Annotated in this window: 17 protein-coding genes; 7 read left to right on the forward strand and 10 right to left on the reverse strand. The window is 68.4% G+C overall.

Annotated features, from left to right (window positions below; all coding sequences use genetic code 11):
* Positions 1–8: 8 nt before the first annotated feature.
* The 3 genes from RU09_RS07155 to RU09_RS18060 are packed head-to-tail and all read right to left on the reverse strand — an operon-like array spanning position 9 to position 6,062.
* Positions 9–1,316, reverse strand: a complete 1,308-nt coding sequence (locus tag RU09_RS07155; RefSeq protein ID WP_042538985.1) for a M1 family metallopeptidase — start codon at positions 1,314–1,316, stop codon at positions 9–11.
* The gene (locus tag RU09_RS07160) at positions 1,313–5,242 is read right to left on the reverse strand and encodes a Pls/PosA family non-ribosomal peptide synthetase (protein WP_042538987.1); all 3,930 of its coding nucleotides are present in this window, start codon (positions 5,240–5,242) and stop codon (positions 1,313–1,315) included. The genes RU09_RS07155 and RU09_RS07160 overlap by 4 nt, the downstream gene beginning before the upstream one ends.
* Positions 5,232–6,062 (reverse strand): hypothetical protein, encoded by an 831-nt coding sequence (locus RU09_RS18060; protein ID WP_052492894.1) that lies wholly within the window; start codon positions 6,060–6,062, stop codon positions 5,232–5,234. Before RU09_RS18060 ends, RU09_RS07160 begins: the two co-directional genes overlap by 11 nt.
* Before the next feature lie 236 nt (positions 6,063–6,298).
* On the opposite strand from RU09_RS18060, the gene RU09_RS07175 reads away from it, so the two are divergent.
* The 3 genes from RU09_RS07175 to RU09_RS07185 are packed head-to-tail and all read left to right on the forward strand — an operon-like array spanning position 6,299 to position 8,698.
* A complete protein-coding gene (locus tag RU09_RS07175) occupies positions 6,299–7,114 on the forward strand; it encodes a basic amino acid ABC transporter substrate-binding protein (protein WP_042538989.1) in 816 nt (271 codons plus the stop codon).
* Positions 7,115–7,148: 34 nt separating this feature from the next.
* Complete coding sequence (locus RU09_RS07180; protein ID WP_042538991.1) at positions 7,149–7,946, forward strand: amino acid ABC transporter permease; 798 nt, start codon at positions 7,149–7,151, stop codon at positions 7,944–7,946.
* Positions 7,943–8,698 (forward strand): amino acid ABC transporter ATP-binding protein, encoded by a 756-nt coding sequence (locus RU09_RS07185; RefSeq protein ID WP_042538994.1) that lies wholly within the window; start codon positions 7,943–7,945, stop codon positions 8,696–8,698. Before RU09_RS07180 ends, RU09_RS07185 begins: the two co-directional genes overlap by 4 nt.
* A gap of 83 nt (positions 8,699–8,781) precedes the next feature.
* Here RU09_RS07185 and RU09_RS07190 read toward each other — a convergent pair whose 3' ends face one another.
* The 5 genes from RU09_RS07190 to RU09_RS07210 all read right to left on the reverse strand — a co-directional run bounded on the left by RU09_RS07190 (position 8,782) and on the right by RU09_RS07210 (position 12,999).
* Positions 8,782–8,961, reverse strand: coding sequence for a YegP family protein (locus tag RU09_RS07190; protein ID WP_042538996.1), 180 nt, complete (start codon positions 8,959–8,961; stop codon positions 8,782–8,784).
* Positions 8,962–9,048: 87 nt separating this feature from the next.
* A complete protein-coding gene (locus RU09_RS07195; RefSeq protein WP_042538998.1) occupies positions 9,049–10,128 on the reverse strand; it encodes an ABC transporter ATP-binding protein in 1,080 nt (359 codons plus the stop codon).
* Positions 10,125–10,919, reverse strand: a complete 795-nt coding sequence (locus RU09_RS07200; protein ID WP_042539000.1) for an ABC transporter permease — start codon at positions 10,917–10,919, stop codon at positions 10,125–10,127. The genes RU09_RS07195 and RU09_RS07200 overlap by 4 nt, the downstream gene beginning before the upstream one ends.
* Positions 10,916–11,863 carry an ABC transporter permease gene (locus tag RU09_RS07205; RefSeq protein WP_052492904.1) on the reverse strand — a complete coding sequence of 316 codons (948 nt, stop codon included), beginning with the start codon at positions 11,861–11,863 and terminating at the stop codon, positions 10,916–10,918. Before RU09_RS07205 ends, RU09_RS07200 begins: the two co-directional genes overlap by 4 nt.
* Complete coding sequence (locus RU09_RS07210) at positions 11,860–12,999, reverse strand: ABC transporter substrate-binding protein (protein WP_042539005.1); 1,140 nt, start codon at positions 12,997–12,999, stop codon at positions 11,860–11,862. Before RU09_RS07210 ends, RU09_RS07205 begins: the two co-directional genes overlap by 4 nt.
* Before the next feature lie 169 nt (positions 13,000–13,168).
* Between RU09_RS07210 and RU09_RS07215 the strand changes: the two genes are divergently transcribed.
* Positions 13,169–13,999, forward strand: coding sequence for a sulfite exporter TauE/SafE family protein (locus RU09_RS07215; protein ID WP_042539007.1), 831 nt, complete (start codon positions 13,169–13,171; stop codon positions 13,997–13,999).
* Positions 14,000–14,231: 232 nt separating this feature from the next.
* Here RU09_RS07215 and aspS read toward each other — a convergent pair whose 3' ends face one another.
* Entirely contained in the window at positions 14,232–16,013 is a 1,782-nt protein-coding gene (aspS, locus tag RU09_RS07220; protein ID WP_042539009.1) for an aspartate--tRNA ligase, read from the reverse strand.
* 129 nt (positions 16,014–16,142) lie between these two features.
* Between aspS and RU09_RS07225 the strand changes: the two genes are divergently transcribed.
* Positions 16,143–16,517, forward strand: coding sequence for a DUF5684 domain-containing protein (locus tag RU09_RS07225; RefSeq protein WP_042539011.1), 375 nt, complete (start codon positions 16,143–16,145; stop codon positions 16,515–16,517).
* A gap of 1 nt (position 16,518) precedes the next feature.
* Positions 16,519–17,148, forward strand: coding sequence for a histidine phosphatase family protein (locus tag RU09_RS07230; RefSeq protein ID WP_042539013.1), 630 nt, complete (start codon positions 16,519–16,521; stop codon positions 17,146–17,148).
* Between the two features lie 88 nt (positions 17,149–17,236).
* Here the strand turns inward: RU09_RS07230 and RU09_RS07235 are convergent, their stop codons facing one another.
* Entirely contained in the window at positions 17,237–18,190 is a 954-nt protein-coding gene (locus RU09_RS07235) for an NAD(P)/FAD-dependent oxidoreductase (protein WP_231567485.1), read from the reverse strand.
* A 6-nt stretch (positions 18,191–18,196) separates the two neighbouring features.
* Between RU09_RS07235 and RU09_RS07240 the strand changes: the two genes are divergently transcribed.
* Entirely contained in the window at positions 18,197–18,601 is a 405-nt protein-coding gene (locus RU09_RS07240) for a MerR family transcriptional regulator (RefSeq protein ID WP_042539017.1), read from the forward strand.
* Position 18,602: the final 1 nt, after the last annotated feature.

Raw genomic sequence — 18,602 nt, forward strand, 5'->3', positions numbered from 1 at the left:
GGTCAGCGTCAGCGCCGGGGCCGCGCAGCAGGAAGGGCGGGCAGCGGGAGCTCGTCGATCCAGGTCCGCACAAGCGCGCGCGCCTGGCCGTCGGCGATCTCGTCGACCAGCCCGAGGAAGTCGTCACTCGTCACCGCGAGCCCGGCGAAGCGCGACGTCCACTCCCGCGTCAGAGTGAAGAACCGCTCATCGCCGATCGTCAGACGCAGAGCATGCAGGGTGAGTGCGCCGCGCTTGTACACGCGGTCGTCGAACATGTCGGTGGGGCCGGGATCCGAGAGCACGAGATCCTGGGGGAGGATGCGGAGGCTGGCGTGATGCGACCGGGCCTTCGCATGGGCGGTGGGGCCTCCGGCGGCCTCCGACCACAGCCACTCCGAGTAGCACGCGTATCCCTCATTCAGCCAGATGTCCTGCCAGCGGGCGACGCCGACGCTGTTGCCGAACCACTGGTGTGCGAGCTCGTGCGCGATCAGCCGCTCGCTGCCACCCGACCCGTCGACGTGGTTCGCGCCGAAGATCGCCATGCCCTGCGCCTCGAGCGGGATCTCGAGGACGTCCGGGGTGACGACGATCTTGTAGGACTCGTAGGGGTACGGGCCGAAGGCCTCGACGAACGTCTTCATCATCTGCGGCAGCGCGGCGAAGTCGGAGCGCACCCGGGGCGCGAGCGCCCGGGGGTGGAACAGGCGCCCCGGTGTCGCGCCGAGCTCGACTTTGTCGTCGTCGTACTGACCGAGCTGCACGGTCATCAGATACGTCGCCGTCGGCACCGGCTGGTCGAAGGTCCAGCGCGTGCGACCCCGCTGCGTCGACCGGGTGGCTGCGCCGCCGCTCACGACGGTGTACTCGGGGTCGGCCGTGAACTCCAGACGATAGGTCGCCTTGTCCGACGGGATGTCGTTGCAGGGGAACCAGGTCGGGGCGCCCGTGGGCTGCGACGCGACCAGCACGCCGTCTTCCAGCTCTTCCCAGCCGAGGAGTCCCCACCGGGTGCGTCGGGGCGAGGGGGCCCCCGAGTACTCGATCGTGACGGTGAGTTCCTGCCCGCTTTCGCGCTCGCCGCCGAAGGCCACCTTGAGTCGCCGGTCGTCCTGACGGAACGAGGCGGCTCGGTCGCCGCTCACCCGCACCTTCGTGGCCTTGAGCCCGACGAGATCGAAGGACACGTGCTTGGCCGTCTCCTGCATCCGCAGCCGGATCGTGGCGATGCCCGCGAGCCGGTTCGTGGTCACCCGATAGTCGATGGCGAGGTCGTAGTGCAGCACCCCGTAGCGTCGATCGCCGCTGTGCGGGGTGTAGGGGTCGACGTTCATGCGTCCGACGCCTGGTAGGAGCGCACCTTGACCGCGCGCCAGGGGCCGATGGGATTTCCGCTCCATCGGCTGCCCACGGGCACGAACTCCCCGCGCATCACGAGCGACGCAGGGCCGACCGTCGCATCCGCCCCGATCGTCGCCGCGGGGAGGATCACGCTGTGCGGCCCGAGGGTCGCACCGTTCTCCAGGGTCACTGCGTCGATGCTCATCACTCGATCATGGAACAGATGCGTCTGAACCACACATCCGCGGTTCACCGTGGCGCCGTCGCCGAGCGTCACGAGATCCGGTTCGGGCAGCCAGTAGCTGTCGGTCCACACCCCTCGACCGATCTTGGCTCCGAGCGTGCGCAGCCAGATGGCGAGGGCGGGGGTGCCGGATGCCGCGTTCGCGAACCAGGGGGCGGCGACCATCTCGGTGAAGGTGTCGGACACCTCGGTGCGCCAGACGAAGCTCGACCAGAGCGGATGCTCTCCCGCGCGAATCGGCCCGACGATGATCCATTTCGCCGCTGTCGTGACGAGGGCGGCGATCGCGCCGGCGGCGAGCATGACGGCGCTCGAGAGCACGACCGCCCATCCGAGCCCCCACGCCTCGACCACGGCGGCGAGCGTGAGCATCACGGCCAGTCCGATCGTGCACGTCACCAACACCGGGATGATGCGGCCCAGCTCCCAGAGCGCCCGCGCCACCCGCAGACCGGTGCGGGGGCGGTAGGTGCGCTCGAGGTCGGAGTCGTTGACGACACGACGCAGTCGCGCGGCGGGCGAGCCCAACCACGACGATCCGGCCTTCGCCTTGGGCGGCGCGACGGACAGCACGGCCACCAGGCCGTCTCGGGGCACATTGTGCCCACCGGCCGCCATGCCGGAGTTGCCGAGGAAGGCGCGCTTGCCGATCCGCGCCGTGCCCAGTCGCATCCACCCGCCCTGCAGCTCGTAGGTCGCGACCATGGTGTCGTCGGCGAGGAACGCGCCGTCGGCGATCGTCGTGAGCTTCGGGATGAGCAGCACGGTCGACGCCTCGACATCGCGACCGACGTCGGCGCCGAGGGCACGCAGCCAGAACGGGGTGAAGCTGCTGGAGTACAGCGGGAAGAGGAAGGTGCGAGCAGAATCGAGAAGGCGTTCGGTCGTCCACGCCTGCCACGCGACGCGAGAGCGCACCGGGTACACGCCTTCGCCGAGACCCACCCCGAGCACGCGCACTAGGACCAGCACGAGGGCGGCGAAGACCACGCCCGAGAGAAGCACAGCAGGAACGAGCAGCGCCAGGATGCCGGGAACGGCGGCGGTGAGGGAGTCTGCTCCTCGGATGCCGAGCGCCACCACCCACGCCCCGGTCGCCAGAGAGATGACCGGCAGGATGCCGAGGAACGCCGAGGACGCGGCGTAGGCCCACAGCCAACGGGTGCGGCTCGGCGGGCGACCGGCCGCGAACGGCTTCGAGACGCCGCCGACGCGGGCCGCCGGGGATCCGGCCCAGCGCTGCCCTGACCGCACGCGGCCGAACACGGCTGAACCGGGTGCGATCTCGGCGCCGCGGCCGATCTTCGTGCCCGGGGCGAGGGTGCTTCGTGCGCCGATCGTCGAGTCGGCGCCGATGCGGATGCCGCCGATGCGCACGGTGTCGCCGTCGATCCAGTACCCGGTGAGGTCGACCTCGGGCTCGATCGAGGCGCCTGACCCGATGTCGAGCATGCCCGTGATCGGGGGCACCGTGTGCAGATCGACGTCCTTGTGGATGCGTGCGCCGAGCGCCCTGGCGTAGTACACGACCCAGGGCGCGCCTGCGAGTCCCACCGGGTCGACCTGCTGCGCGATCTGCTCGGCGAGCCACAGGCGCAGGTGCACGCCGCCGCCCCGCGGGTAGTCGCCGGGCCGGAGTCCCGCGAGCAGCAGGCGGGCGGCGACCGCGGCGATCGTCATCTTGCCCAGCGGGGTCACGAAGACCACCAGGCCGACGATGATCGACCACACCGGGACGGCGGGAAGGAACTCGAATCCGGGTGACAGGCGCAGGATCCAGCTCGCGGTGAGCAGGAAGAGCAGCCAGCGGATGCCGGTGAACACGAACAGCGGCAACCCGGCGATGGTCTGCACCCACTGCATCCGCCGCGGTGTGGGTGCCTGCTGGCTGAAGACCCGTTCCGCGGTGTCCTCATCGTCGGCCTCTTCGTCGACGGCATCGGCCATCTGACGCAGTCTCGGCAGGTCGTAGACGTCGGTCATCGTGAACTCGGGTGCGCGGGTGCGCAGGCGCGAGACCAGCTGGGCGGCGGCGAGCGAGCCTCCGCCCAGCTGGAAGAAGTCGGCGTCCTCATCGCTCGGGCGGATGCCGAGCACGGCGAACCACTGCTCGGCGAGCCACGCGGCGGTTCCGGAGAGCGAGGATTCGCCCGCGTCGCCGGAATCGAGGGGCCACGGAAGAGCCGCCTTGTCGACCTTGCCCGACGTGCGTACGGGCAGATCATCGACGATCGCGAGCAGCGGGATCAGGGGAGCCGGCAGCATCTCGGCGAGCTCGCCGCGCGCCACCTGCCGGTCGAATCCGTCGTCGGGAACCACATAGCCGACGAGGATCGGCATGCCGGCATCGGTCTTCTGCACGACCACGGTCGCCGCCGAGACCGAGCTCAGCCCCTGCAGCGCCGCCTCGACCTCGCCGAGCTCGATGCGGCGACCGCCGATCTTGACCTGGTCGTCGGCACGGCCCTGGAAGATCAGGCCCTCGGGCTCGACGCGCACGACGTCGCCGGAGCGATAGGCGCGGTCCCAGCCGAGCGTCGGCATCGGGGCGTACTTCTCGGCGTCCTTGACCGGGTCGAGGTAGCGGGCGAGGCCGACGCCGCCGATGATGAGCTCGCCCGCTTCGCCGTCGGCGACACGCTGACCTTCTGCGTCGACCACGGCCAGCGACCAGCCGTCCAGAGGCAGGCCGATGCGCACGGGGCCGGTGCCGTCCATGAGAGAAGCGCAGGCGACGACGGTGGCCTCGGTCGGGCCGTACGTGTTCCAGATCTCGCGTCCATCGGATGCCAGTCGGGCGACCAGTTCTGGTGGGCAGGCCTCGCCTCCGAAGATCAGCAGCCGCACGTTCTCGATCGCATCCTGGGGCCACAGTGCTGCGAGCGTGGGAACCGTCGAGACGACGGTGATCCCGTGCCCGAGCAGCCAGGGGCCCAGATCCTCGCCCGACCGGACCAGAGCCCTCGGCGCCGGAACGAGGCATGCGCCGTGGCCCCAGGCGAGCCACATCTCTTCGCACGATGCGTCGAACGCGACCGAGAGGCCCGCGAGCACGCGGTCGCCGGGGCCCAGAGGGGCATCCTGCAGGAACAGTCGCGCCTCGGCGTCGACGAAGGCCGCTGCGGAACGGTGTGAGACGGCGACGCCCTTGGGGACCCCCGTCGAGCCGGAGGTGAAGATGATCCAGGCGTCGTCGTCGACGGTGGGCGGGGTGACGACGGGCACCGCCGACGTGCTCGGGTGGGGTGCCGCGCTGGAGAACAGCTGCCTCGCATCAGAGGTGTCCGCGGGGAGGTATCCCGCATCGGTGATCATGCCGACGATGCGCGCCTCACGGAAGACGAGATCGGCCCGCTCCTGGGGGTCGTCCGCGTCGACCGGGACGTATGCCGCGCCGGCCGCCATCGTGCCGAGGATCGCGATGTAGAGGTCACGGCGACCCGACGTCATCCTGATGCCGACGCGATCGCCCTGACTCATGCCCTGCTCTCGCAGCACGGCAGCCGTGCGCCACACCTGCGCCAGCAGTTCCGCGTAGCTCACCGCGCCGTCGGCGTCCTCGACCGCTGACGCGTCGGGATACTGCTCGGCGGTGTCGCGGAGGATGTCGATCAGTGTGCGGGGGAGTGGCGCCTCGGCAGCGCGGTCGAGCGCCTCCTGCACGTCAGTTCGCAAGGAGGTCGAGCAGAGCGGCCTTCGACAGTCGCGAGTATCCGGTGCGGCCCTCGGCACGGGCACGGGCTCGGAGCTCGACGACCGTGAGATCGCTCAGCTCGGACTCCGGGGATGACGACGGTGCGGCGGACTTCGGCGTCGCGGTCCTCGCGGTGGCCGTCCTCTTCGCCGGACGAGCGGCAGCCGTCGCCGTGGTCGTGGAGGGGACCGCGGGAGCAGGGGCCACCTTCGTCGTCGCCGGCGTCACTGCGGTCGCCGGCTTCGCTGCCTTCGGTGCGACCGGGGCGGTCTTCGCCTCGGTGGTCGTCACTGCGGGCGACGAGGGAGCGTCGGACGTCGTGGCGTCGGCCTTCTTCGAGGGCGAGGTGTTCTTCGTCTCGGACTTCTTCGCGTCGCCCTTCTTCGCGCCGGGCTTCTTCGCGTCGCCCTTCTTCGCGCCGGGCTTCTTCCCCTCGGGCCTCTTCGTCTCGGCTTTCTCAGCGACCGACTTCTTCGCCTCGGACTTCTTCTCTTCCTTCTTGTCGGACTTCTTCTTGTCGCCCTTCTTCGTGTCGGCCTTCTTCGGCGCCTGCAGGCGCGCGGCGGCCTCCTGAAGTCGCTCGGTGGCGGCGGTGGCCGACTTCGCGACCTTCTTGGGCCGGTCGGCGATCTTCTTCTTCGAGGCGTTCGCCGCGTCCTTCGCGTCCTCGACGAGAGGCTTGAGCTTCTTGGCCGCCTTCTTCGGAAGGGTCTTGATCAGCTTCTTCGCATCCTTCGCGGCATCCTTGGCGGCATCGAGTGCTGCCTCGGCATTCCGGTGGGCTGGGCTCTTCTTGGCCATGGTCGATCCTCCTGTGCGACCCGAGCGCGTCCGCCCGGGAGTTGGCACAGAGGATACTCAGGCAAGGTGAACAATCGGTGCCGCGCCGGTCCCGGGCCATGTCATATCCCGTCACACTTGCAACACAAATGTGATCCGCGGAAGGCGGCTGGCGACCGGTCGGGCCCGGTGGTGCATGTTTAGATGTTCTCCTACCCGTCCGTGGGCACTCACACCCTCGTCGTTCAGGAGCTGACATGCGCCGTCGCAACATCATCGCCGGGATCGCGCTCGCCGCGACCGCCACTCTCGCCCTCGCCGGCTGTGCGACGGGCAGCGGAGACGCAGGCTCGGGAGAGCCGGCGGCCGGCGACGAGTACGGCCTCATCGAGGCGGGCACGCTGACGGTCTGCTCCGACATCCCCTACGCTCCGTTCGAGTTCGAGGGCGGCGACAACGGCACCGGGTACACCGGCTTCGACATCGACCTGCTCGATGCGATCGCCAAGGAGCTCGACCTCGAGCTCGCGGTGCAGGACGTCGGATTCGACGCTCTGCAGTCGGGCACGACCCTCGCCGCAGGCCAGTGCGACGTCGGCGCCTCGGCGATGACCATCACCGACGAGCGCAAGGCGAACATCGACTTCTCCGAGCCGTACTACGAGTCGCTGCAGTCGCTGCTCGTGCGCACCGACTCGGGCATCGAGTCGATCGACGACCTCTCGGGCAAGAACGTCGGTGTGCAGCAGGGCACGACCGGTGAGGCGTACGCGACCGAGAACGCCGAGGGCGCGCAGCTCGTGCAGTACCCGTCCGACGGCGAGCTGTGGCCCGCCATGCAGGCCGGTCAGATCGACGCGATCCTGCAGGACCAGCCGGTGAACCTCGAGCACGAGAAGGCCGACAGCGCCTACAAGATCGTCGAGGAGTACGAGACCGGCGAGTCCTACGGCTTCGCGTTCGCCAAAGACGAGAAGGACGCGCTGCGCGAGGCGATCGACGGAGCGCTGCAGGATCTGCGCGACAGCGGCGACTACCAGACGATCTACGACACCTACTTCACCGCGAAGTAATCGGCGAGCCACGTAGAGCAGGGAGACCTTGACAATGGCGTTGAGGCGCACCACGAAGAGCAAGCTGTACCGGTACACCGTCTATGCGGTGCTGATCGCGGTCGCCGTCTGGCTGATCGTCAGCACCGACTGGGCGCGGATCGCGCAGCTCTACTTCAATCCGGAGATCGCGGCGAAGATGCTCCCGGGCATCATCACCACGGCACTCGTCAACACGCTGTGGTTCACCGCCGTCGCGTTCGCCGGTGGTCTGCTGCTCGGCATCGTGCTGGCGCTGCTCAAGCTGTCGAGCATCGGGCCCTTCCGGTGGATCGCGACGGCGTGGATCGAGCTGTTCCGCGGGCTTCCCGCGATCCTCACGATCTTCGCCATCGCGTTCATCCTGCCGATCGGACTCGGCGTGCCGGGCACGAAGCTGGGCGGACCGGTGGTGCTCGGGTTGATCGGTCTGATCCTCGTGGCGTCGGCCTACATGGCCGAGACCATCCGGGCGGGTATCCAGGCGGTGCCGAAGGGGCAGACCGAGGCCGCCCGCTCGCTCGGCATGTCGCCCATGAAGACGACGTTCTGGATCGTGGTGCCGCAGGGGTTCCGCATCATCATCCCGCCGCTGACCAACGAGTTCGTGCTGCTGCTGAAGGACACCTCGCTGCTCTTCGTCGCCGGCTCCTTCATCTGGTCGAAGGAACTCACGAACTTCGCGCGTGACGCGAGCACGCAGAACGCCAACGGAACGCCGTTGATCATGGCGGCGGCGCTCTACCTGATCGTGACGATCCCCCTCACGCGCTTCAGCGCGTACCTGGAACGAAGGATGTCGAGGCAGCGATGATCACCGATCTGATTGACGTCCACGCGCCGGCGATCGACCTGCAGGGGCTCGTGAAGAGCTTCGGCGACAACGAGGTGCTCAAGGGCATCGACCTCACCGTCACCGCCGGCGAGGTCGTCTGCATCATCGGCCCGTCGGGCTCCGGAAAGTCGACGCTGCTGCGCTCGGTGAACCTGCTCGAGGAGCCGACCGGGGGCAAGGTGCTCATCGAGGGCATCGACATCACCGACCCCGACGTCGACATCGACCGCGTGCGCACGCGCATCGGCATGGTGTTCCAGAGCTTCAACCTCTTCCCCCACCTCGACGTGATGGGCAACCTCATGATCGCGCAGCAGCGCGTGAAGAAGCGGTCGAAGGCCGAGGCTGAGCGGGTCGCGAAGGAGATGCTCGGACGCGTCGGCCTCTCCGAGAAGGCTGACGCCTTTCCCGGACACCTCTCGGGCGGTCAGCAGCAGCGCGTCGCCATCGCGCGCGCGCTGTGCATGAACCCCGACATGATGCTGTTCGACGAGCCGACGTCGGCGCTCGACCCGGAGCTCGTCGGCGAGGTGCTGCAGGTGATGCGCTCACTCGCGGATGAGGGAATGACGATGCTCGTCGTCACGCACGAGATGGGCTTCGCCCGCGAGGTCGGGTCGCGACTGATCTTCATGGACGGCGGACACATCGTCGAAGAGGGCGACCCGCGCGAGGTGCTCGCCAACCCGCAGCATCCGCGCACGCAGGACTTCCTGGCCCGCGTGCTCTGATCGTCTGACGCTTCACACACAGAGACCCCCTCCTGAGGAAACAGCAGGAGGGGGTCTCTGTGTGTGACGCGTGAACTCGGAAGTCAGTCGACGTCGACGACTTCTGCGCCCGGGGCGTTGGTCTTCACCGACTCGATCCCGTTCTTGGCGGCGGCCTTCGTGGTGTAGCTTTCGCTGGTCGCGATGACTTCACCGTTTCCGGCTTTGAGGCGGAACCTGTACCCACCTGAGCGGTCGGCGTACAGCTCGAACTTGCCTGCCATGAGGCGTCCTTTCTCTGTCCTGTCGAAGGGGCGGCGCCCCTCGGGATCACGGTATCCCGGAGTACTGGCCCACGGATAGAGCGCGATTCAGCCGCGCGGATGCACGGCCACGGGCTCGGGCGCGACGGCGATCCGCACACGATCTCCGAACGCCGGATGAATGCCGGGGGCGTGCTGCAGACGCACCAGCTCGCCCGATTCGGTGCGGACGAGCGTGCGGCGCATGCTGCCCAGGAACGTGCTCTCCTGCACGAGCGCATCGGTCGCGGCATCCGCCTCGGACGCGAAGTGCACGTTCTCCGGGCGCAGGTAGACGTCGACCGGTCCGTCGGCCTGAGCCTGCAGCGGCAGCTTCTGTCCCCACACCACGACGTGGTCGCCCTCGGCGACGCCCGAGACGACACTCGAGAGACCGACGAAGGCGGCGACACCTGCGGTCGACGGCGTCGTGTACAGCTGCTCGGGGGTGCCGATCTGCTCGATGGTCCCTGCGTTCATCACGGCGATCCGGTCGGAGACCGCCAGCGCCTCCTCCTGGTCGTGCGTCACGAAGACGGTGGTGATGCCGAGCCGCAGCTGGATGCGGCGGATCTCGTCACGCAGCTGCACGCGCACCTTCGCGTCGAGGGCCGACAGCGGCTCGTCGAGCAGCAGCACCTTCGGCTCGGTCACGAGTGCACGGGCCAGCGCCACGCGCTGCTGCTGGCCACCGGAGAGCTGGTGCGGAAAGCGGTCGGCGAAGTCGGCGAGCCCCACCAGGGCCAGGGCGTCGAGAGCACGCTTCGAGGCCTCTGCCTTGCCGAGTCCACGGCGGCGCAACCCGAACGCGGTGTTCTCCGCGACGCGCAGATGCGGGAACAGCGAATAGGACTGGAAGACCATGCCGATGTCGCGCTTGTTCGTCGGGACGCGGGAGACGTCGCTCCCGCCGAGAAGCACCGCGCCGCTGTCGAGACCTTCGAGCCCCGCGAGCACCCGCAGCAGCGTGGTCTTGCCGCAACCCGACGGACCGAGCAGCGAGACGAACTCGCCGGGAGCGATGTCGAGGTCGACTCCGTGCAGCACCGTGTTGCCCGAGTAGCTCTTCACGATGCTCTGCAGCTGCACACGCGTGCCCTCGCCGGCCTCGGCGAGGAGCATGTTGTCGGCGGTCTGGGGGAGGGTCATGAGCGGGCCTTTCCGTTGCCGCGCGCGACGCGGCCGATGAGGAGGAGCAGGAGGAAGACGAACAGCAGCGCCAGCAGGGTGAAGATGGCCGGTGCGTACGGGTCCTGCTTCTGGACGACGACCATCGCCGTCTGGAACACCTGGCGGTTGAGGAGCGACGCGATCGTGAACTCGCCGAGCACGACGGCGATCGAGATGAGCGACGCCGCGAGCAGCCCCTGGCGCAGGTTCGGCGCGAGCACGGTGAGAACGACGGTCGGCCAGCTCGCACCGAGTGATCGGGCGGCCTCGGCGAGGGTGCGCAGGTCGGCGGCGTCGATGGAGGCCTGGATCGAGCGATACGCGAACGGCAGCACGGTGATGCCATAGGCGAAGGCCAGCGTCCAGGTGCCCGTGCCGAGAGCGCGTCCGATCTGCAGGTAGATCGGCGCGAGCCCGACGACCAGCACGATCGCGGGAATCGAGATCGGCAGCAGCACCGCGAACTCGAACACCGGCTTGAGCTTCGCGAAGCGCAGGTTGACCAGGATCATCGTCGGCGCGAGCAGGAGGAGCACGATCGCGACCGTCACCACGGCCAGGATCAGCGAGTTGCCGAGCCCCATCCAGATCGGCTTGATGGCCGCAGACTTCGCAGGGTCGAACAGCGCGAACCAGCGCTCGAGGCCGAGGGTGCCGTCGGTCTGACGCAGCGTGTAGAGGAACGTGGAGATCAGCGGGATGGCGAAGAAGGCGCCGACGGCGATGCCGATGATCCAGCGGGTCGCAAGAGAGGGGCCGAGACGGTTCATGACTGCCACCTCGCGGCTCGTCGCTGGATGATCGAGTACAGGCCCATGACGACTCCGACGATCACGATCATGCCGAGCGCGAGTGCGCCGGCCAGGTTCTCGCGGCCGAGCACGGTCTCGCTGGTGAGCGCGGCCCGGATCTGAAGCGGGACGATCTGCGCGCCCTGGCTGGCGAGTGCTGCGGCCGTGGCGTAGGAAGAGAAGGCGTTCGCGAACAGCAGCAGAAGGCTCGCGAGAAACGAGGGCGCCAGCACCGGGATGCCGATGCGCAGCCAGAAGCTCGAGCGTGTGCCGCCGAGCGTGAGGTTCGCCTCGGCCCACTGCGGCTTGAGCGCGGCGAGGGCGGGCATGAACGTGATCACCATGAGGGGGATCTGGAAGTAGATGTACGGCAGGATCAGGCCGGGGAGCTCGTAGAGCCAGGTGCCGTTCGCGAAGATGTCGACGCCGAGGTCGTCCTTGAGGAAGAGCGTGACGACGCCCTGGATGCCGATCGTCGCGATGAAGGCGAACGCGAGCATCACACCACCGAACTGGGCCAGCACGCCGGCCGCGGCATCCACGGTCGAGCGCACGGCGCCGTCGGGGTTCATGCCGAGCAGGGCGTAGCAGACGAGGGCTCCGAGGATCGCGCCGACCAGGGCTGTCAGCAGCGAGAGTCCGGCCGAGTTCGCGAACGTCGTGAGGACCACGGGATCGCCGAGGGCCGAGACGTTCGACCAGGTGAACGAGCCGTCCTCCGTGAAGAAGCCCGAGCCGATCGCGAGGATCGTCGGAACGGCGAGGAAGAGCAGCACATAGGCGGTGAAGGGCACGAGACCGAGCCAGGCCGCGGACGGCGCCGAGCGTCGGACCCCCGAGACGACGGGCCCGGCGCCGGCCGGAGCGAGGGGGACGGGGGCGGATGCCGTGGCATCCGCCCCCGTCGTGGTGGCAGTGGTCACTGGACCGCCGCTGCCCACTTCTCGCCGAGCAGCGTGCCGGCGTTCGTCGACTGCTCCTCGGTCGGGACGACCGTCTCGCTCGGGACCTCAGGAAGAGCCGCGGCCAGGTCGGCGTCGATCGTGCCGGCCTCGGTCATGGCCTCCATACGAGCCGGACGTGCACCGCCCTTGAGCCACAGGTTCTGCACCTCGTCGCTGTAGAGGAACTCCTGCCAGAGGCGTGCGGCTGCCGGGTTCGGGGCATCCTTGTTGATCGCCTGGTTGTAGTAGCCGGCGTAACCGGTGCCGTCGAGCACGACGACCTTCCAGTCCTCGTTGTCGGCGGTGTGCGAGGCGTTCAGGTAGTCCCAGTCGAAGACGACGGGAGTCTCGCCGCTCGCGACGGTCGCCGTGGTGACGTCGACCTTGAGCAGGTTTCCGGCCTTCTGCAGCTCTGAGAAGAAGTCGATACCCGGCTGGAAGTCGTCGAGCGTGCCGTCGGACTGCACCGTGGCGAGGCCCACAGCGGCGAACGCCGCACCGGCCTGCGTCGGGTCGCCGTTGATGGCGACGGCACCCTTGTAGGCGGCGTCCTTCAGGTCGTAGAGCGACTCGGGGGCATCGAACTTCGACGAGTCGTAGCCGATCGACATGTATCCGCCGTAGTCGCCGACGAAGAGCCCGGTCGGCTCCTTGAGCGCGTCGGGGATCTCGTCCCACGTCTGCACCTGGTACGGCGCGAACGTGTCGGTGTTCTGCAGCGCGACCGTGAGGCCGAGGTCGAACACGTCGGGTGCGGTGTCGAGCCCCTCGTTGGTCTTCGCTGCCTGGATCTCTTCGGCGCTCGACACGTCGGGCGATGCCTCGTTGATCGTGATCTCGGGGTACTTCTCGGCGAAGAGGTCGAGGATCTCGCCGTAGTTGGCCCAGTCGCGGGGAAGGGCGATGACGTTGAGCTGGCCTTCGGCCTTCGCCGCCTCTTCGAGATCGGCGAACGATCCGAAGTCCTCGACAGAGGTCGCGGCTGCGGCGTCGACGTCGTCGCTGCCGGCAGCGGGGGTCTCAGCACCGGTGGCGCAGGCGGTCAGGCCGAGCGCGGCGGTGGTGAACAGGGCGATGCCGGCGCCGATGCGCGCGCGGCGGTGGAAGTTGGTCATCAGGGTCCTCTCGGTGTCCGGCGCTGTGAGCCGGATTCGGGTTGCGAGAGGACACTATGAGCCGAGGGTTGCCGATCATCGCGGTCCCGGTGAACGTGAGGTGTCCGCAGTGTGGCGGGTCGGGCCGCGATGGTGCTCGGGGCGTCACGCCGTCTGACATCCTGGACGGATGGACATCGGCAGTGTGCTCGGGCTCGAGCAGCTCACCTGGGGCACGCTGATCCTCATCGTCATCGCGGCCTTCGCCGCCGGCTGGATCGACGCCGTCGTAGGCGGTGGAGGGCTGCTGCAGCTTCCCGCCCTGCTGTTGATCCCCGGCATCTCACCGATCCAGGCACTCGCCACCAACAAGCTCGCCTCGGTCTTCGGCACGGCCACGAGCAGCGTCACCTACTACCGCCGAGCGAAACCCGACATCCGCACGGCGCTGCCGATGGCGGTGATCGCGCTCGTCGGCTCATTCGGCGGAGCCGCCGTCGCCACGGTGCTGCCGGCCGCGGCATTCAAGCCGATCATCGTGATCGCACTGCTCGTCGTGGCCCTCTTCACGGCGTTCCGCCCGCAGATGGGCGCCGCGACGCGGCTGCGCTTCAGGGGCCACAAGCACCACATCATGGCGGGGCTCGCCGGTCTCGTGATCGGGTTCTATGACGGGCTCATCGGGCCGGGCACCGGGACGTTCCTTGTGATCTCGCTCGTCGCACTGCTGGGGTATGACTTCCTGCAGGCGAGTGCGAAGGCGAAGATCGTGAACCTCGCCACGAACACCGGCGCGCTGCTGCTCTTCATCCCACACGGTGCCGTGCTGTGGCTGCTGGGCGGAATCCTCGCGGTGGCGAATGTCGCCGGCAGTTATCTCGGCTCGCGCATGGCGATCTCACGCGGCACGACCTTCATCCGCGTCGTGTTCCTCGTCGTGGTGGTCGCCCTGATCGCCAAGCTCGGCGTCGACGTGTGGAACGAGAACATCGCTCCCGCGCTCGCGCAGATCGGTCGTTGAGCGAGGCCGGGTCGCGACGCTTCGTCTCAGTCGACTTCGTCGTCTTCGCTCAGCGAACGGGAGATGAGCGGGGCGGCCGCTCGCGCAGATCGGTCGTTGAGCGAGGCCGGCGGAGCCGCCCGAGACGAAACGTGGTGAGGTCGAGTCGCGTCGCATCGTTCCGGCCGAACGACCGGGGTACGCGAAGAGGCCCCCTCCTGCCTGAGCGGGAGAGGGCCTCTGCGTGAGAGGGTCAGGCCTCGTCGTCCTCGGGCTCGAAGTCGACGCCGGCCTCGGCGCGCTGCTCGGCCGTGATGGGCGCCGGAGCCGCCGTCAGCGGGTCGAAGCCGTTGCCCGACTTCGGGAAGGCGATGACGTCGCGGATCGACTCGGTCTTCGCCAGGTGCTGCAGCACGCGGTCCATGCCGAGCGCGATTCCACCGTGCGGCGGTGCGCCGAACTTGAACGCGTCGAGCAGGAATCCGAACTGCTCCTGCGCGACCTCGTCGCTGATGCCCATGACCTCGAACACGCGCTTCTGCACGTCTTCGCGGTGGATGCGGATCGATCCGCCGCCGAGCTCCGAGCCGTTGCACACGATGTCGTAGGCGTAGGCGAGAGCCGAACCGGGGTCGGTGTCGAACGTGTCCTGGAACTCGGGCTTGGGCCCCGTGAACGCGTGGTGCACGGCGGTCCACGCTCCGGCGCCGACGGCGACGTCACCGGATGCCACGGCATCCGCGGCCGGCTCGAACATCGGGGCGTCGACGACCCACGTGAACGCGAACTCGTCAGGGTTCAGGTAGCCCAGACGGCGGCCGATCTCGACTCGGGCGGCGCCGAGGAGAGCGCGGCTCTCCTTGGTCGATCCGGCGGCGAAGAAGACGCAGTCACCAGCGGATGCGCCGACGAACTCGGCGAGTCCCGCCTGCTCGGCCTCGGACAGGTTCTTGGCTGCGGGGCCGCCCAGCGAGCCGTCCTCGTTGAAGAGGACGTAGGCGAGACCGCGGGCGCCGCGCTGCTTGGCCCAGTCCTGCCACGCGTCGAGCTGCTTGCGCGGCTGGCTCGCGCCGCCGGGCATGACGACGGCACCCACGTACTCGGCCTGGAAGACGCGGAACGGGGTGTCCTTGAAGTACTCGGTCGCCTCGACGAGCTCGAGCCCGAAGCGCAGGTCGGGCTTGTCGGAGCCGTACTTCGCCATGGCGTCGGCATAGGTCAGGCGCGGCAGCGGGGTCTGCACCTCGACGCCGATGGTCTTCCACATGGCCTGGATGAGAGACTCCATCAGCCTGATGACGTCTTCCTGGTCGACGAAGCTCATCTCGATGTCGAGCTGCGTGAACTCCGGCTGACGGTCGGCGCGGAAGTCCTCATCGCGGTAGCAGCGGGCGATCTGGTAGTACTTCTCGACGCCGCCGACCATGAGCAGCTGCTTGAACAGCTGCGGCGACTGCGGCAGGGCATACCAGCTGCCCGGGTGCAGACGTGCGGGCACCACGAAGTCGCGGGCGCCCTCGGGGGTCGAGCGCGTGAGGGTCGGGGTCTCGACCTCGGTGAAGTCCTCACCGTGCAGCACGTCGCGGACGGCCTTGTAGACGTTCGAGCGCAGGCGCAGAGCGGATGCCGCGGCAGGGCGACGCAGGTCGAGATACCGGTACTTGAGGCGGGCCTCTTCGCCGACGGTCTCGGTGTCGGCGACAGCGGTCGACACCTGGAACGGCAGGGGAGCGGACTCGTTCAGCACCTCGACGTCGGTCGCGATGAGCTCGATCTCGCCGGTCGGCAGGTTCGGGTTCGCGTTGCCGTCGGGGCGACGCGAGACCTCGCCGGTGACCTTGAGGACGAACTCGTTGCGCAGCGGGTGCGCCACCTCTTCGTCGCGGATGACGACCTGGGCGATGCCCGATGCGTCCCGAAGATCGATGAACGCGACTCCTCCGTGATCACGACGGCGATCGACCCAACCCGAGAGGGTGACGGTCTGACCGATTTGCTCGGCTCGCAGTGAGCCTGCCGAGTGGGTGCGAAGCACGGAGGATTCCTCCTGATCTGGGAAATGATGAACCCGCCCATTCTACGGGGGCGGTGTCGCCTCCTCCGCCGGTGGCATATCGGTCAGTAGGATCGCCACGACAGCCGCTCGACCAGCGAAAGGGTCATCATGGACTCCAACGGCATCTCGGATCTCTACGCATCGATCTTCTCCGGCACGACGGGCCTGATCGCCCTCGTCTTCTACGTCCTCGTCGTCATCGGCCTGTGGAAGGTGTTCACGAAGGCCGGCTACCCCGGCATCCTCGCGATCATCCCCATCGTGAACGTCGTCTTCCTCGTCAAGATCGCCGGGATGTCCGGCTGGCTCGCGCTGCTCTACCTCATCCCGATCGTCGGTTTCATCTTCGGGATCATCGTCGCGATCAAGCTGGGTGAGCGCTTCGGCAAGGGCGGGCTCTTCTCGTTCTTCCTGCTCTTCGTCTTCCCCTACATCGGGTATCTGATCATCGGCTTCGGCGAGTCCCGCTACCGCGCGGTCTGACGTGGTGGCGTCGCGACTGCACCTCGTCCGTCACGGCGAGGTGCACAATCCCCAGCGCGTGCTCTACGGGCGGCTGCCCGACTATCACCTCAGCAAGGCGGGGAGGGAGATGGCGCGGGCCGCGTCCGATCACATCGCCGGTCTCGATCGCCCGGTCGCAGCTCTCTACTCCTCGCCGCTCGAGCGGGCACAGGAGTCGGCGGAGCCGTTCTCCGAGCGCTTCGGACTCACACCCGAGATCGACATCCGCCTGATCGAGCCGACCAATGTGTTCGAGGGCACGCAGATGCGCCGCTCGCTGATGAACCCGCTCAAGTGGTGGCACCTGCGTCAGCCGTCGCTGCCGAGCTGGGGCGAGCCGTACGCATCGATCGCCGAGAGGATGCTGGGCATGATGGCCGAGGCATGGCGATCCGTCGACGACGGCGACCTCGTGATGGTCTCGCACCAGGCGCCGATCTGGATCACCCACCTCCGCGTCGCGGGCCTGCCGCTGCAGCACGACCCACGCACTCGGCGCTGCGCGCTGTCGAGCGTCACGTCTTTCGAGCTCGTCGGCGATGTGTGGCGCGAGGTCGCGTACGCCGAACCCGCGGCGACGGGTGGGGCAGTCGATGTCGGGGCGGTCTGAAGTCTGAGCTAGCGGCTCTGGTCGCAGTGATGGTCGCTCCCCGAGTCGGGAAGCGACCATCACTGCGCTGCGGCGAAGATGCTCGCGATCACGGAGCCATCAGCGACTGGATGACCCCGACCGCCGCGAGCTGACCGGCCGCGGCGGCCAGCAGCACCGAGGCCATCGGCCCCGGAAGCGACGCACGGTGTGCGAGGTCGCCCGCGGCGAAGACGCCGGCGAGTGAGGTGCGACCGAAGTCGTCGATCTCGATCGACCCGGACGGCAGCATGTGCAGCCCGAGCTGGTCGGCGAACGGCGCACGGTGGCGGAGCGAGCCCGATGCCACGAAGACGCCGGCCACAGTCCGATCGCCGGAATCGGTGGTGACCCGCACATCGTCGCCGTCCGGCGCTACCGCCGTCACGAGGTCCACGCTCACCCGCGCTCCCAGCCCTTCGAGAGTCTGCACGTCTTCTGCGGAGAACGCCTGATCGACGGGGAAGACCGTGATGTCTCCTGCGATGCGACCCAGAAGCCCGATCAGGTGCTCGGCCCGAGGCGCGGGGCCGAGAATGGCGATGGAGCGCCCCGCATGCTCGTGGCCGTCGCAGAACGGGCAGCTGAAGGCCTTCACTCCCCACAGCTCCTGCAGGCCGGGCACGGATGGCAGATCGTCGGCGACGCCGGTCGCGAGGATGACGCTCTTCGCCTCGGCGGAGACTCCGTCCGCGAGCATCACGGAGAACGCGCCCTCCGCGCCCGAGACCGACTGCGCTCCGACGTCACGGATCTCGACGTCGGCATACTCGGCGAGCTGAGTGCGCGCGGTCGCGCGGAACTTCGCCGGGGGAGTTCCGTCGTTCGCGACGACGTTGTGCATGTGCAGCACGGTGCCGTTGCGGTACTCACCGGAATCCAGCAGCAGCGTCGAGCGGTGCATCCGTCCCAGGGTCAGTGCCGCCTGCAGGCCGGCGGGGCCTGCTCCGATCACGATCGCGTCGTACATGTGGTGTCCTTCCGAGGGGCGGCGGTTGCTTTCGTCCTCAGTCTGTGACTTCATGTCAACATGAAGTCAAGTGTCGAGAGTCCCTGGTCCGTCGGCGAGGTGGCTGCCCGTTTCGAGCTGCCCACGAACGTGCTGAGGCACTGGGAGACGGTCGGGCTGCTGCGACCCGCACGCGACTCCGCCGGGAGGCGCCGATACGGGCAGGATGACGTGGTGCGCATCGCGGTGATCCAGCGCAGCAAGGCGGCCGGAATGACCCTCGACCAGATCGCCGTGCTCCTCGACGACGGAAGCGCCGGTCGTCACGAGGTGCTGCAGCAGCACCTCGACGATCTCGACCGCCGGATGGAGGACATGCGCCGATCACGTGAGATGACCGAGCATGCGATGGGATGCCGTTCGCACGACATCGCCACGTGTCCTCGCTTCCGCGCGAGTGTGGCCGACGTGCTCGCCCGGCTCTGAC

Source organism: Microbacterium sp. MEJ108Y, assembly GCF_000834175.1.
Taxonomy (GTDB): Bacteria; Actinomycetota; Actinomycetes; order Actinomycetales; family Microbacteriaceae; genus Microbacterium; species Microbacterium forte.

Bases quoted from the DNA above. Each gene is read 5' to 3' on its own strand.
- RU09_RS07185 (WP_042538994.1), top strand. From the start codon at position 7,943: ATGATCACCGATCTGATTGACGTCCACGCGCCGGCGATCGACCTGCAG.
- RU09_RS07215 (WP_042539007.1), top strand. From the start codon at position 13,169: ATGGACATCGGCAGTGTGCTCGGGCTCGAGCAGCTCACCTGGGGCACG.
- RU09_RS07210 (WP_042539005.1), bottom strand. From the start codon at position 12,999: ATGACCAACTTCCACCGCCGCGCGCGCATCGGCGCCGGCATCGCCCTG.
- RU09_RS07180 (WP_042538991.1), top strand. From the start codon at position 7,149: ATGGCGTTGAGGCGCACCACGAAGAGCAAGCTGTACCGGTACACCGTC.
- RU09_RS07195 (WP_042538998.1), bottom strand. From the start codon at position 10,128: ATGACCCTCCCCCAGACCGCCGACAACATGCTCCTCGCCGAGGCCGGC.
- RU09_RS07190 (WP_042538996.1), bottom strand. From the start codon at position 8,961: ATGGCAGGCAAGTTCGAGCTGTACGCCGACCGCTCAGGTGGGTACAGG.
- RU09_RS07200 (WP_042539000.1), bottom strand. From the start codon at position 10,919: ATGAACCGTCTCGGCCCCTCTCTTGCGACCCGCTGGATCATCGGCATC.
- RU09_RS07240 (WP_042539017.1), top strand. From the start codon at position 18,197: ATGAAGTCAAGTGTCGAGAGTCCCTGGTCCGTCGGCGAGGTGGCTGCC.
- RU09_RS07235 (WP_231567485.1), bottom strand. From the start codon at position 18,190: ATGAAGTCACAGACTGAGGACGAAAGCAACCGCCGCCCCTCGGAAGGA.
- RU09_RS07155 (WP_042538985.1), bottom strand. From the start codon at position 1,316: ATGAACGTCGACCCCTACACCCCGCACAGCGGCGATCGACGCTACGGG.
- RU09_RS18060 (WP_052492894.1), bottom strand. From the start codon at position 6,062: ATGGCCAAGAAGAGCCCAGCCCACCGGAATGCCGAGGCAGCACTCGAT.
- RU09_RS07225 (WP_042539011.1), top strand. From the start codon at position 16,143: ATGGACTCCAACGGCATCTCGGATCTCTACGCATCGATCTTCTCCGGC.
- RU09_RS07175 (WP_042538989.1), top strand. From the start codon at position 6,299: ATGCGCCGTCGCAACATCATCGCCGGGATCGCGCTCGCCGCGACCGCC.